The following is a 13,616-nucleotide window of genomic DNA, read 5'->3' on the forward strand; positions in this document are numbered from 1 at the left end:
TGAACGCCGCCGGTGTGGTGGGTTTCTCGACCGGCCTATCGGGCCGACCTGGTCCCCAGGTGGCCGAGCTGCATGATCGGTGGGTGCTGAGCATCGACGGTGAAACCATCGACCAGGCACAAAGCACTCTCCACGGCCTCTCGCTGGGCCTGGGCGGTGGCTACGGGCCCGGCGGCGACAACCTGTCGATAGATGAGCAAGGGCGCTTTGGCGAGGGCAACCCGGAAAAGTGGCTGGTGAGCGCGGCCCGCCGCGTCTTCACCCTGCCTATGCGTTCTCCGACCAAAACCTACAGCTGGCAGTGCTGGGCGCACTGGTGGAGCAATCGGCTGGTATGCCTGCTCGAGGCTTTCCGCGTGGTTGGCAGCCAGCGCCAGCGCGACCGCTACGGCTTCACCGCCTTTCCTGGCGGAGTCGACCAGGTGCGGCGTGACATCCCATTCCCGCCCCAAGGCCGCCCCTCACCGCTGTACGGGGCCATTGACCCGTTCACCGGGCAATACGTCCTGGGCGAGCCCAATTCAGTCGTCTACATCTAGGAGTCATTTCAAGTGCAACCACTGTTCATCAACAATTGGACGACCGAGCTTCTGGCAGCGCTGAGCGCCGGGGCCGAAACCATGACCATCGACGCCAGCAAAGCGGCCGCCCTGGGCAGCCTTGCCGGCGGCTACTACGTGCTGACGCTTTCGAGCGAAGACGCCAGCGACGACGACAGCGGCGAGATCGTCAAGGCTGTGGCCGTTTCCGGTGGCTCCATCACGCTGCTACGCGGCCAGGAGGGCACCGAAGCCAGGGCCTGGCCGTCAGGAACGCGCGTAAGCGCCTATTGGACTGCCGGCGTTGGCCGGGCCTTGCTTGAGGCCGCCAATGCGGGCGGCGGGTCGTCCGGCGCGTACAGCGTGACCGCCCTATGGGGTGGAAGCGAGGCCACTGCCGGCGGGGAGTTGGTAGGCCTCTATCCGGTAGGTGGCGACTCCAACACCCCTGGGCAGACTGACCGCTATGCGTACCTCTTGGAGGAGGACATCGGCAGCAGCCTGGGCCTGTTGCCTGGCTACCTGGTCGGAAGGGTGCTTGCTGCCGGCGTCGCCAGCGGTGAACCTGTCCAGGTGCTGGTGGGCGGCACCTGCACCCTGGCGGACCTGAAGGCAGACACCACCGCGTTGCCGGCCGGGACGCTGGACGATTGGGTCGGTGCCCCGGTTTGCGTGCTGGGCGGCGGGCAATCGTTCGCGGTCACCGTGGGAGGGGCGTACCTCAACGGGCGCGGCCCGGACGGTGAGGCACCCGCCACGGCCGAGGACTTGCACGTCGCCACCATCCTGGTGGTCGGCTACCTGACATCAGGGCTGAGTCAGGGCACCGTCACCCTGCACCCGCAGCCGATCCTCATCGACCTGGCCGGCGGCGGCGAGAGTGGCGGCAGTAGCAACATCACCGCTGCTGACCTGTTGCGTCCTGGTGGCCAGGCCTTCCAGTTGGCCGGCAGCTTGGCAGCGCCGTTTGCCCTGCGCGCGATCACCCAATCGCTACCCGAGCCGCCCACCCGTGAAGCGCGCTTTGTCCTGGAGCGCACCGCCAGCGGCTACGCCTGGCGTGACTCAGCCGACCCGCTGGCGACGCCCTGGGTGGATGCCATGAGGGCCACGAGCCGAACGGTGGTGCCGAACGTGTGGGGCAACTGGGCAGGGGCCTGGCATGAAATGGAGTGCGGTTATGCGAGCGGCTCGTTTGCCATCAGCGAGCAGGTAGTCCAGCAGCACCATTACCTGAGCGACACCACGGCGGGCACTCTGGTCATCCAACTGCCGGCAGGGTTCAACGACACCGTCCGCGATGCCTACAGCGCCAACGGCATCGACCAGCTGGGCGGCGACCCCGACCTGTTCGTCGAGGTGACAGTCGCGGCGGGTAACGCCAGGACCTGGCGTTTCGAGGCCGGGGCCGGCGCCACGCTATACCCGACCGGCGCTGTCGAGCTTAGCGCCCCCGGCCATCATGCTCGGTTCCGCTGCGACCCCCGGACGGGTGTCTGGTACGCCAGCGGGAGCTGGAGCTAACAGCATTTAGAGAGTTAAGAGAGGGCGACGGCCGCAGGTGCAGCGAAACCCTGCGGCCGGCAGCAACTAGCAGGTACAGCCTAAAGGCCGGCGAATAAGTCAGCTTGAAGATGGCTCCGGCTTTGCAACTCGGTATTCCTTAGAAAGCTCTTCGGACAGCTCACGATAAATTCTTATCGCCGCAATGCTCTTCTTAGTGGCAGCACAGTTCCTTTGGAGGAAGCACTCGCCGCGCAGAATGAGCACAGAGCCCATCGTCTCAGCATCATCAATTCGCAGCCCCGGCATCTCTCGCTGTCGTGACAACAAGCGTTGATTGGCTAAGGCCACCATCTCTTCTTTGGTGATTGTCTTCATGACGCCTCTACCTGTTGAGTCCAAGCGCTAAGCATAGTAGCGATGCCAAATGTCCCGCTAGGTACCGCTTGTTCGAAAATGCCAAATGGATCGCTAGGAAAGGCCAAAACCGGCGCGCGCTTACACCTGTGCGTACCACGTGGCGATGCGTTGGACGAAGAAAGTTGGAGCAGCCGCCAACGCCCCTCCAGGAGGCCGAACGCAGTCGTTGCGCCGGGGGACGAGCGGCATGGATGCCGCGAGAGGCGCGCCAGGCCATAGATGGCCCATCGCGCCGGCCCCCAGACGACGCTTGCGGCGAACGCACTTCAGTGCGGCCCGAAGGGCGAGCGTAGCGAGTAACGACGATGGAGTGAGGGAACCACGGCGAAGCCGGGGCCGGATGATGGGGCAAGCCTCTTTGGTTTCTTTCTTGGCGACTGAAGAAAGAGACTCGCCGGGGGGCGAAACCAGAAACATCACCAGAGCTCGGCAATCAGCTGGGCTCAATTCTTATAGCAACACTTAACGCAGACATAGCCAATGAGTTCGCCCCTACAAGCCCATGGGGCATCACGCCAGCGCCGGCTCCTCCAGGCGCATCGGCCGCCATTGGCGCAGCTTGCGGTACAGGGTCGGCACCACGAACAGGGTGAAGAAGGTGCCCACCAGCAGGCCGCCGACTATCACCATGCCGATCTGCTGGCGGCTCTCGGCGCCGGCACCGGTGGCGATCGCCAGGGGCAGCGAGCCGAGGACCATGGCGCCGGTGGTCATGAGGATCGGCCGCAGGCGCTGCACCGAGGCCTCCATCACCGCCTCATCCAGGCTGCGCCCCTCGCGCAGCAGCTGGTTGGCGAATTCGACGATGAGGATGCCGTGCTTGGTGATCAGCCCGATGAGCGTGACCATGCCCACCTGGGAATAGATGTTCAGGGTGCCGCCGAACAGCTCCAGGGCGAGCAAGGCCCCGGCGATGGAGAGCGGCACGCTGAAGAGGATGATCAAGGGGTCGACGAAGCTTTCGAACTGCGCCGCCAGCACCAGGTAGATGAACACCAGGGCCAGGGCGAAGGTCAGCGCCACGCCGGCGCTGGACTCCTTGAAGTCGCGGGAGGTGCCGGTGTAGTCGAACTGGGTCTCCGGCGGCATCACCTCGCGGGCCACGCGTTCCAGATGGGTCAGCGCCTCGCCCAGGGTGTAGCCGCTGCCGACGTTGGCGCTGAGGGTCACCGCGCGCAGCTGGTTGAAGTGGTTGAGCTCGCGCGGCGACACCGTCTCCTTCACCTCGATGAGGTTGGAGAGCTGCACCATGCTGTCGTCGCGGCCACGCACGTACACGCGGTTGAGGTCGTCGGGGTTGCTGCGGTCGACGTTGGCCAGCTGCACCAGCACGTCGTACTGCTCGCCGTTCTGCTTGAAGCGGGTCACCTGGCGGCTGCCGAACAGGCTTTCCAGGCTGCGGCCGATGGTGGCGACGTCGGTGCCCACGGCGGTGGCCTGCTCGCGGTTGACCGTGACCTTGAGCTGCGGGGTGTTGAGCTTGAGGTCGGTGTCGATGCTCTCCAGCCCCGGGTACTCGCGGATGCGCGCCAGCAGGGTGTCTACGTACTGCTGCAGCTCGGCGTATTCCAGGGACGAGCGGATGACGAAGTTCACCGGCTGGTTGCGCGCGCTCTGCCCCAGCGGCGGGCGGTTGACCGGGAAGGCACGCACGCCCGGGATGTCCTGCAGCTTGGGCAGGAGTTCGTCGCGGATCTCGAACTGGCTGCGGCTGCGTTTGTCCCAGTCCTCCAGCTTCATGAACGACAGGCCCTGGGCCACGGTGGGGAAACCCACCACCACCATGTAGCGGTTGGTCTCGGGGATGGACTTGTAGGCGTCCTCGAGCATCTTCGCGTAGCGGCTGGTGTACTGCAGGGTGGCGCCGTCCGGGCCGTTGAGGGTGCCGACTATGGTGCCGGTGTCCTCGGTGGGCGCCAGCTCGCTGCGCAGGCCGGTGAACATCCAGGCGCACGCCAGCAGCACACCGACCAGGAACACGGCGATCAGCACCCAGGCCCGCAGCACCCGCTCCAGCAGGTGGCGGTAGCTGTAGGTGAGGCCGTTGAGGAAGCCTTCGATCAGGTTGTAGACGCGACCGTGGCGCTCCTCCGCCCGGTGCGGCTTGAGCAGTTGGCCGCACATCATCGGCGATAGCGTCAGGGCGACGAAACCGGAGACCAGCACCGCGCCGGCCAGGGTCCAGGAGAACTCGGTGAACAGCTTGCCCGAGGTGCCCTGCATGAAGCCGATGGGCGCATAGACGGCGGCCAGGGTCAGGGTCATGGCGATCACCGCGAAGGCGATCTCGCGGCTGCCCTTGAACGCCGCCTGTACAGGCGACAAACCCGCCTCGATGTGCCGGTGGATGTTCTCCAGCACCACGATGGCGTCGTCCACCACCAGGCCGATGGCCAGCACCATGGCCAGCAGCGTGAGGGTGTTGATGGTGAAGCCCATCAGCGCCATCAGCGCGCAGGCGCCGATCAGCGACACCGGGATGGTCACCAGCGGGACCAGCGTCGCCCGCAGCGAGCGCAGGAACAGGAAGATGATCAGCACCACCAGCACCACCGCCTCCCAGATGGTGGCGTAGACGTTGGCGATGGACTCGCGGATGAACAGCGAGTTGTCGTTGGCGATGGCCATCTGCATGCCCTCGGGCAGCAGCTCGCGCACATCGGGCAGCGCGGCATTGAGACCATCGGAGATTTCCAGCGGGTTGGCCGTGGCCTGGCGCACCAGGCCCAGGGACACCGCCGGGCGGCCGTTGAAGCGCACCAGCGAGCGCTCGTCGGCGGCGCCGATCTCGGCATGGCCCACGTCGGACAGGCGCAGCAGGTAGCCACGGCGGTCGTCGATGATCAGGTCGTTGAATTCCTCGGGGGTCTTCAGGTCGGTTTCCGAGAGCACGCTGAACTCGCGCTGCACCGACTCGATGCGCCCGGCAGGGATCTCCACGTTCTGCCGGCGCAGGGCGTCTTCCACGTCCTGCACGGTGAGGTCGTGGGCGGCGAGCTTCTCCGGGTCCAGCCAGATGCGCATGGCATAGGTGCGCGCGCCGCGTATCTGCACCTCGGAGACGCCGGGGATGGTCTGCAGGCGGTCCTGCACCACCCGCTCCAGCACGTCGGTGATTTCCATCGCCGAGTGCCGCTCGCTGTAGAAGGCGATCCACACCACCGGCTGGGCGTCGGCCTCGACCTTCTGCACCACCGGTTCGTCGATCTCGGTGGGCAGCAGGCCACGCACCCGGCCGAGACGGTCACGCACGTCGTTGGCCGCCTCGTCGGCGTCGGTGCCGAGGCGGAACTGCGCGGTGATCTGGGTGTTCTCGGAGCGGCTGATGGAGGACACGAAGTCCAGGCCCTCGATGCCCGAGAGCACGTCCTCGATGGGCTGCGCCACCTGGGATTCCATGATCTCCGGGCTGGCGCCGGGGTAGATGACGTTGACGGTGACGATGGGCACGTCGATGTTCGGGTACTCGCGCACCGTCAGGCGCTGGTAGGCCATCAGCCCGAGCAGCACCACCACCAGGGAGAGGACGGTGGCGAATACCGGGCGGCGGATGCACAGGTCGGACAGGGTCATAGCGCACCCCGCGCGACAGTGCGCACCTCCTGCCCGGGCCCGGCCTTCTGCCAGCCCGCGGTGATCACCTGCTCGTTGCCCTGCAGGCCCTCGCGCACCTCGGCCTTGCCGCGCTGGCGCTGGCCGATGCGGATCTGCCGGCGCTCCACCTTGCCGTCGACGACGATGGCGACGAACAGCTGCTGGCCGACCGGGATCACCGCCTCCTCGGGGATCAGCAGCGCGTCGGGGCGCTCTTCGAGGATCACCGAGACCTTGACGAACTGGCCGGGCTTGAGGCGGTGGTCGGCGTTGCCGATCTGCGCGCGGATGGCCTGGCTGCGGCCGACCTCATCCAGGCGCGGGTTGAGGGCGATGATGCGGCCGCGGAAGCGCTCGCCCAGGTAGGCATCGACGCTGATCTCCACGGTCTGGCCGAGGTGCACCTGGGACACGGCCTTCTGCGGCACGCGGAAATCCACCTTGAGCGGGTCGAGCACCTCCAGGTTGACGATGTCCTGGCCGGGGCTGAGGTAATCGCCGGTGCTCACCTGGCGCAGGCCGAGGAAACCGTCGTAGGGCGCGCGGATCTGGGTCTTGTCGAGGCGCGCCTGGGCCAGGGCCAGGCTGGCGCGGGCGGCCTGCTGCTGGGACTGCGCCTCGTCCTGGGCCTGGGCGTTGCTGGCGCCGCGCTTGAACAGCATCTGCGCGCGCTGGTAGCTCTTCTCCGCCAGCTCCAGGTTGGCCCGGGCCTGGTCCAGCTCGGCGCGGGCGATGGCATCGTCGAGGCTGACCAGCAGGTCGCCGCCCTTCACCGGCTGCCCTTCCTTGAAATGCAGGCGGGCCAGGCGCCCTTCGATCTCCGGGCGGATGGTCACCGACTCGTCGGAACGCAGCGAGCCGAAGGTCACCAGCTCGTCCCGCACCAGCGTGCGCTGGGGCTCGGCCACCTCCACCAGCGGCGGGTTGGCGGCGAAGGCCGGACAGGTGAGCAATCCACACAGCAGCAACGGCCAGGCGCGGCGACGAGCGATCATCAACAGCCTCTTTTCGAGTCGTTCTTGTCGGAAATGAAAAAGTCTACCGGGAGTATCGGCGGACTTTTGTCAGGGGCACGTAAAGATAGAGGCAGTCTGTGACGCTTTGTATCGAGATGGATGCATTTCGGAGAGGGGCCCGCGTGGGAGCGGTTTCAACCGCGATGCCCGGTACGGGCCTTTGTTCGCGAGTAAAAATCCACGTTCTTAGAACGTGCTTTGCTTTTGGCCCCCTAGAAGGGGCGCAATCAGACCTTGGAGCAAGCAGCCGCCGCTCACTTCGGACGTAGGGTGTGCTGCGCGCACCTCGGACTCGCCGGAAGCACCGCGCGGAGGTGCGCACGGCACACCCTACGACACGCGTTCATCCTGCAGGGCTATCAATTCAAATCGTCACAGGCAGAACCGATGACCACGCCCTAAGGACGTGGTTTTCCAAGTTCAAATGAATTCGCTCCCATGACAGAGCAATGCCATCCAGCCCCGCCATTCAAGGTTCGCGAGCAGAGCTCGCTCCTACGGCTGGAGCACCCTTGCCCTCATCAGCGATGCCTTACTGGCGCATACCCCGCCCGCTCACCAGCAGGCGGATGCAGGCGATGTAGAGGATCACCGTGGTCAGCGTCATCAGGCCGATGGCGATGCCGATGTTGATGTCGGAGACGCCGAGGATGCCGTAGCGGAAGGCGTTGACCATGTGCAGGATGGGGTTGGCCAGGGACACCGTCTGCCAGAACGGCGGCAGCAGGCTGATGGAGTAGAACACCCCGCCCAGGTAGGTCAGCGGCGTCAGCACGAAGGTCGGGACGATGGAGATGTCGTCGAAGTTGCGGGCGTACACCGCGTTGATGAAGCCGCCCAGGGAAAAGGTGGTGGCGGTCAGCAGCACCACCAGCACGGTCACGCCCAGGTGGTGCACCTGCAGCTTGGTGAAGAACAGCGACAGCAGGGTCACGATCACCCCCACCGCCAGGCCGCGCAGCACGCCGCCGATGGTGTAGCCGAGGAGGATGGTGTGCGGCGACACCGGCGACACCAGCAGCTCCTCCACCGAACGCTGGAACTTGCTGCCGAAGAAGCTGGAGACCACGTTGCTGTACGAGTTGGTGATCACCGACATCATGATCAGCCCCGGCACGATGTATTCCATGTAGCTGAAGCCGCCCATGTCGCCGATCTGCCGGCCGATCAGGTTGCCGAAGATGACGAAGTACAGCGCCATGGTGATGCCCGGGGGCAGCAGGGTCTGCGGCCAGATGCGGGTGAAGCGACGGACTTCGCGGTAGACGATGGTGTTGAGGGCGACCAGGTTGGCGCGCAGTTCGGAACTCATACGGCCACCTTCGACAGGTTCTTCTCGACCAGGGACACGAACAACTCCTCCAGGCGGTTGGTCTTGTTGCGCAGGCTGAGCACGTCGATGTGCAGCGCCGACAGCTGGCGGAACAGCTCGGTGATGCCCTGGCTCTTGTCCACCTGCACCTCCAGGGTGTGGTGGTCCACCAGGCGTGCCGGGTAGCCGTCGAGCTGCGGCACGCTGGCCAGCGAATCCTTGAGGTCGAGCAGGAAGGTCTCCACGTGCAGCTTCTTCAGCAGCGCCTTCATGCTGGTGTTCTCGACGATGGTGCCGTGGTCGATGATGCCGATGTTGCGGCACAGCTGCTCGGCTTCCTCGAGGTAGTGGGTGGTGAGGATGATGGTGATGCCCTTGGCGTTGAGCTCGGTGAGGAAGCTCCACATCGAGCGGCGCAGCTCGATGTCGACGCCGGCGGTGGGCTCGTCGAGGATCAGCAGGCGCGGCTCGTGGATCAGCGCACGGGCGATCATCAGGCGGCGCTTCATGCCGCCGGACAGCTCGCGGGAGGCGGAGTCGCGCTTTTCCCACAGGCCCAGCTGGGTGAGGTACTGCTCGGCGCGCTCCTTGGCGATCTTCGCCGGGATGCCGTAGTAGCCGGCCTGGGTCACGACGATGTCGAAGACCTTCTCGAACTGGTTGAAGTTGAACTCCTGGGGCACCACGCCGAGGCAGCGCTTGAGCGCGTAGGGCGAGGTGTCCAGGTCGTTGCCGAACACGCTCACCGTGCCGCTGGTCTTGTTCACCAGGGTGGAGAGGATGCCGATGGTGGTGGACTTGCCGGCGCCGTTGGGGCCCAGCAATGCGAAGAAATCGCCTTCGGCCACTTCCAGGTCGATGCCCTTGAGGGCCTGGAAGCCGTTGCCGTAGGTCTTGGTCAGCTGCCGGATGGATAGAGCAGATGTCATGACGTGCCTTTGCAGAAGGGATTGAACTTGGCCTTGATGGCTGCGAACGCAACCATCAAGCCGCTTGATGGGTTGAGCCTAGCATCAGGTCAGGGCGGTCATCACCGCCTTGCGGTAGGCCGGGCGCTCCCTGAGCCGCGCGTACCAGGCCTCCAGGGCCGGCAGCCCGGGCCGCTCGATGGGCATCTCGAACCAGGCGTAGATGAAGCTGCCCAGGGGGATGTCGCCCATGGCGAAGCGCTCGCCGGAAAGGAATGGCTGTGCCGCCAGGGCCCGCTCGGGCATCGCCAGCAGCTCGCTGCAACGGGCCAGGGCGGTGGCGATCCTGGCCGGGTCGCGCTCAGCCGGCGGCGTGCGCAGGGTGCCCCAGAACAGGTCGCGGAAGACCGGGGCGAAGGCCGAGGTGGTCCAGTCCATCCACTTGTCGCCCTGGGCACGCAGCGCCGGGTCCTCGGGATAGAGATCGCCCGGGGCGTAGCGCGCGGCCAGGTAGCGGACGATGGCGTTGGACTCCCAGAGCACCAGCTCGCCATCCTCGATCAACGGCACCAGGCCATTGGGGTTCTTCGCCCGGTACTCGGGATCGTTGACCAGCCCGAAGGCGCCCCCGGCGTCGATCGCCTCGAAGGCGATGCCGGCCTCCTCGGCGGCCCAGAGCGCCTTTCTCACGTTGGACGAATTCTTGCGGCCCCAGATCTTCAGCATCTGTGATTGTCCTGTCGTTTCACGAGGCGTCGATTCTAGAGGCAATCCCCCCCTCCTTGGCCAAGGATTTGCGTTGATATCGCATATCGACCCGAGCGGGGTGGCGGATTGGTGGGGGTATGCATGGGCGCTTGCAGCAAGGGTTTCGCTCCGCCCACGGAACGGCCCCGTCCCAGGTGGCCTTCATTCGTAGGATGGGTCGGGCGGCGCTCCGCGAGCGAAGCGAAACCCATCATCGCGACGCCATCTTCGCCGCGGCGGCCTCGCTGTGCAGGTCACCGCTCATGAAGGCCGCGTCGGGCTCGAACAGGTGCGGGTAGACCTTCGCCAAGTGGCCGAAGAACAGCGCCTCCGGCAGGTCCTCGAACTGGCCATGGTCGGCGAGGTATTCCATGTAGCGCTCGCCCTGGCGGTTGAAGGGGTGGAAGACGCTGTCGCTGGCCCCGTCGAACTCCAGCGGCGCGACGTCGAACAACCGGCACAGCTCCAGGTTGAAGGCCGGCGTCGCCTTGACCCAGCGCCCGTCCAGATACAGCTCGGTGTAGCCGTGCATGGCGAACACCTCGCTCTTCAACAATTGCAGCAGGCGCGGGGTGGCCAGGTGGTTGCGCACGTCCGCCAGGCCGATGCGTGCGGGAATCCCGCAATGCCGCGCGCAGGCCGCGAGGAGGATGGCCTTGGGCACGCAGTAGGACTCCCCCGCCGCCAGCGCGGTGCTCGCCTTGAGCGAGCCGGGGTCGCGGCTGAAGGCGTAGGGGTTGTAGCGGATGGCGTCGCGCACCGCGTAGTACAGGCTGACCGCCTGGTCACGCGGCTGCGCGCTCGCGCCGCAGTTTTGCGAGGCGAACTCAACCACCAGGGGGTGGTCACTATCAACGAAGCGACCGGATCGCAGGTAGGGCTGCATGGCGTCTCTCCAGGGTGAACCGCCCCAGTCTAGGGGTTGCCCCGGTGCCCGCCCAACGACGATCCGGCCAAGCTGACTGCCCATGTCGCCACCTTCCATGGCGACGTCTACGCTCGTGACGGTCGCGCCTGTGCCGCACCGTCATCAAGGAGGATCACGCATGGTGTTCGTCTGGTTGCTCGTCCTGGTACTGGGGGTCGCCTGGCTGGCGCACCGCCGCACCGCTCCCCTGCCCGCCCTCGGCGCGGTGGCCCTGTATCTCCTGGCCATGGGGGTGTTCAGCCACTCGCCCGGCTGGCTGCTGGCGATCCTCTGGGTCCTCTGGCTGGCGGTCGCCCTGCCCCTGGCCTTCCCGGAAATGCGCCGCAAGCTGATCACCGCCCCGCTGTTCTCCTGGTTCCAGCGCGTGCTGCCGCCCATGTCGGAAACCGAGCGCGACGCCATCGAGGCCGGCACCGTGTGGTGGGACGGCGAGCTGTTCAGCGGCCGCCCCGACTGGAACAAGCTCCTCGACTACCCGCGCCCGGCGCTCACCGCCGAGGAGCAGGCCTTCATCGACGGCCCCACCGAGGAGCTCTGCGCCATGGTCAGCGACTGGGACATCGGCCAGCGCATGGACCTGCCCCCCGAGGCCTGGGAACACATCAAGGCCAACGGCTTCTTCGCCCTGATCATTCCCAAGGAGTACGGCGGCAAGGGCTTCTCCGCCTACGCCCACTCCCAGGTGGCCATGAAGCTGGCCACCCGCAGCGGCGACCTCGCCTCCACCGTGATGGTGCCCAACTCCCTCGGCCCGGCCGAGCTGCTGCTGCACTACGGCACCGACGAGCAGCGCCAGCACTACCTGCCGCGCCTGGCCCGTGGCGAGGACATCCCCTGCTTCGCCCTCACCGGCCCGTTGGCCGGCTCCGACGCCGGCGCCATGCCCGACGTCGGCATCGTCTGCAAGGGCCAGTGGAAGGGCGAGGAAGTCATCGGTCTGCGCCTGACCTGGGAGAAGCGCTACATCACCCTCGGCCCGGTGGCCACGCTGCTCGGCCTGGCCTTCAAGGCCTATGACCCCGAGCACCTGCTGGGTGACGAGGAAGACCTGGGCATCAGCCTGGCGCTGGTGCCCACCGACACCCCCGGCGTGGAAATCGGCCGCCGCCACCTGCCCCTGGGCGCCGCCTTCATGAACGGCCCCAACTCCGGCAAGGACGTGTTCGTACCGCTGGACTACCTGATCGGCGGCCAGCCCATGCTCGGCAAGGGCTGGATGATGCTGATGAACTGCCTCTCCGTCGGCCGCTCCATCTCGCTGCCGGCGGTGGGCACCGGTGCCGCCAAGTACACCAGCCTGGTCACCGGCCAGTACACCCGCGTGCGCGAGCAGTTCAACGTGCCGCTGGCGGCCTTCGAGGGCATCCAGGAGGCCATGGCGCGCATCGGCGGCAACGCCTGGCTGATGGACGCCGCGCGCGTGCTCACCGCCAACGCGGTGGACCTGGGCGAGAAGCCCTCGGTGCTCTCGGCCATCCTCAAGTACCACCTCACCGAACGCGGCCGCGAGTGCATCGGCCACGCCATGGACGTGCACGGCGGCAAGGGCATCATCATGGGCCCGAACAACTACCTGGGCCGCTCCTGGCAGGGCGCGCCGATCTTCATCACCGTGGAAGGCGCCAACATCCTCTCGCGCAACCTGATGATCTTCGGCCAGGGTGCCATCCGCTGCCATCCGTTCGTGCTCAAGGAAATGGCGCTGGCCGGCCGCGAGGACCACGACCGCGCCCTGGAGGAGTTCGACGACCTGCTGATGCAGCACATCGGCTTCGCCGTCAGCAACGCCGCCAGCACCCTGTTGCTGGGCCTGACCTTCGGCCACCTGGGCAGCGCCCCGGGCGATCGCCTGGCCCAGGGCTACTTCCGCAGCCTCAACCGTCTCTCGGCGGCCTTCGCCCTGCTCGCCGACTTCAGCATGATGCTGCTGGGCGGCGAGCTGAAACGCCGCGAGCGCCTCTCCGCGCGTCTGGGCGATGTGCTCAGCCACCTCTACCTGGCCTCCGCCGCGCTCAAGCGCTACCACGACCTGGACAGCCCCGAGCATCTGCGCCCGCTGCTGCGCTGGGCCCTGGAGGAAAGCCTGGGCAAGGCCGAGGACGCCCTCGCCGGCCTGCTGGCCAACTTCCCCAGCCGTGTCTTCGGTTGCCTGCTCGGCGTGCTGGTGTTCCCCTTCGGCCGTCGCCACAAGGGGCCGTCGGATGAACTGGACGCGGAGATCGCCGCCCTCATCGGCCGCGACCGGGGCGATCCGGCGCTGGAGAACCTGCTCGCCGGCTGCTTCCGCCCGCAAGCCGAAAACGACCCGGTCGGCGCGCTGCAGCACGCCGTCGACGCCCTGGCCGCCGTGCAGCCGCTGCAGAAGAAGCTGCACAAGGCGGTCAAGGACGGCCAGGTGAAACCCGCCGCCGGTGAAAGCCTGATCGACGCCGCCCTGGCCGCCGGGGTGGTCGACGCCAGCGAGGCCCAGCGCCTGCGCGCCGCCGAGGCCGCACGGCGCAAGGTGATCGACGTCGACGACTACGCCAAGGAAGAGCTGCTGCTGGCCGAGGGCCGGGTCCGCTAGGGCCACCACCCGGCCCGGCGGGCGGGACAGCGGGCGCGGAGGGACTTATACTCCGCGCCCGTTTTCATTCCGCCCCAGGACGC

At 66.7% G+C, this 13,616-nt stretch carries 10 protein-coding genes; 3 read left to right on the forward strand and 7 right to left on the reverse strand.

What is annotated here, in order from left to right; genetic code table 11:
* Both DMX10_RS32765 and DMX10_RS06445 read left to right on the forward strand, forming a co-directional pair.
* A partial coding sequence (locus tag DMX10_RS32765) for a hypothetical protein (RefSeq protein WP_158545582.1) occupies positions 1-539 on the forward strand: 539 nt, incomplete at its 5' end.
* 12 nt (positions 540-551) lie between these two features.
* Positions 552-2,063: a hypothetical protein gene (locus tag DMX10_RS06445; RefSeq protein WP_111260321.1), complete on the forward strand. Its 1,512-nt coding sequence runs from the start codon at positions 552-554 to the stop codon at positions 2,061-2,063.
* Positions 2,064-2,162: 99 nt separating this feature from the next.
* Here DMX10_RS06445 and DMX10_RS06450 read toward each other — a convergent pair whose 3' ends face one another.
* The 7 genes from DMX10_RS06450 to DMX10_RS06480 all read right to left on the reverse strand — a co-directional run bounded on the left by DMX10_RS06450 (position 2,163) and on the right by DMX10_RS06480 (position 10,925).
* Positions 2,163-2,420: a DUF2498 family protein gene (locus DMX10_RS06450; RefSeq protein WP_111260322.1), complete on the reverse strand. Its 258-nt coding sequence runs from the start codon at positions 2,418-2,420 to the stop codon at positions 2,163-2,165.
* 552 nt (positions 2,421-2,972) lie between these two features.
* Positions 2,973-6,035 carry an efflux RND transporter permease subunit gene (locus DMX10_RS06455; protein WP_111260323.1) on the reverse strand — a complete coding sequence of 1,021 codons (3,063 nt, stop codon included), beginning with the start codon at positions 6,033-6,035 and terminating at the stop codon, positions 2,973-2,975.
* A complete protein-coding gene (locus tag DMX10_RS06460) occupies positions 6,032-7,051 on the reverse strand; it encodes an efflux RND transporter periplasmic adaptor subunit (protein ID WP_111260324.1) in 1,020 nt (339 codons plus the stop codon). Before DMX10_RS06460 ends, DMX10_RS06455 begins: the two co-directional genes overlap by 4 nt.
* A gap of 553 nt (positions 7,052-7,604) precedes the next feature.
* Positions 7,605-8,384: an ABC transporter permease gene (locus DMX10_RS06465; protein ID WP_021217959.1), complete on the reverse strand. Its 780-nt coding sequence runs from the start codon at positions 8,382-8,384 to the stop codon at positions 7,605-7,607.
* Positions 8,381-9,313 (reverse strand): ABC transporter ATP-binding protein, encoded by a 933-nt coding sequence (locus DMX10_RS06470; RefSeq protein WP_111260325.1) that lies wholly within the window; start codon positions 9,311-9,313, stop codon positions 8,381-8,383. The genes DMX10_RS06465 and DMX10_RS06470 overlap by 4 nt, the downstream gene beginning before the upstream one ends.
* 84 nt (positions 9,314-9,397) lie before the next feature.
* Positions 9,398-10,018: a glutathione S-transferase family protein gene (locus DMX10_RS06475; RefSeq protein WP_111260326.1), complete on the reverse strand. Its 621-nt coding sequence runs from the start codon at positions 10,016-10,018 to the stop codon at positions 9,398-9,400.
* Between the two features lie 232 nt (positions 10,019-10,250).
* Positions 10,251-10,925 carry a transglutaminase family protein gene (locus DMX10_RS06480; RefSeq protein WP_111260327.1) on the reverse strand — a complete coding sequence of 225 codons (675 nt, stop codon included), beginning with the start codon at positions 10,923-10,925 and terminating at the stop codon, positions 10,251-10,253.
* Positions 10,926-11,085: 160 nt separating this feature from the next.
* Here DMX10_RS06480 and DMX10_RS06485 point away from each other — a divergent pair, with 160 nt between their 5' ends.
* Entirely contained in the window at positions 11,086-13,533 is a 2,448-nt protein-coding gene (locus DMX10_RS06485; protein WP_111260328.1) for an acyl-CoA dehydrogenase, read from the forward strand.
* The last annotated feature ends 83 nt before the right edge of the window (positions 13,534-13,616 follow it).

Source organism: Pseudomonas sp. 57B-090624, assembly GCF_003234055.1.
Lineage (GTDB): Bacteria > Pseudomonadota > Gammaproteobacteria > Pseudomonadales > Pseudomonadaceae > Metapseudomonas > Metapseudomonas tohonis.

Excerpts from the sequence above, each read along its gene's own strand:
- DMX10_RS06465 (WP_021217959.1), bottom strand. The coding sequence starts at position 8,384 with ATGAGTTCCGAACTGCGCGCCAACCTGGTCGCCCTCAACACCATCGTC.
- DMX10_RS06455 (WP_111260323.1), bottom strand. The coding sequence starts at position 6,035 with ATGACCCTGTCCGACCTGTGCATCCGCCGCCCGGTATTCGCCACCGTC.
- DMX10_RS06475 (WP_111260326.1), bottom strand. The coding sequence starts at position 10,018 with ATGCTGAAGATCTGGGGCCGCAAGAATTCGTCCAACGTGAGAAAGGCG.
- DMX10_RS06485 (WP_111260328.1), top strand. The coding sequence starts at position 11,086 with ATGGTGTTCGTCTGGTTGCTCGTCCTGGTACTGGGGGTCGCCTGGCTG.
- DMX10_RS06460 (WP_111260324.1), bottom strand. The coding sequence starts at position 7,051 with ATGATCGCTCGTCGCCGCGCCTGGCCGTTGCTGCTGTGTGGATTGCTC.
- DMX10_RS06470 (WP_111260325.1), bottom strand. The coding sequence starts at position 9,313 with ATGACATCTGCTCTATCCATCCGGCAGCTGACCAAGACCTACGGCAAC.
- DMX10_RS06480 (WP_111260327.1), bottom strand. The coding sequence starts at position 10,925 with ATGCAGCCCTACCTGCGATCCGGTCGCTTCGTTGATAGTGACCACCCC.
- DMX10_RS06450 (WP_111260322.1), bottom strand. The coding sequence starts at position 2,420 with ATGAAGACAATCACCAAAGAAGAGATGGTGGCCTTAGCCAATCAACGC.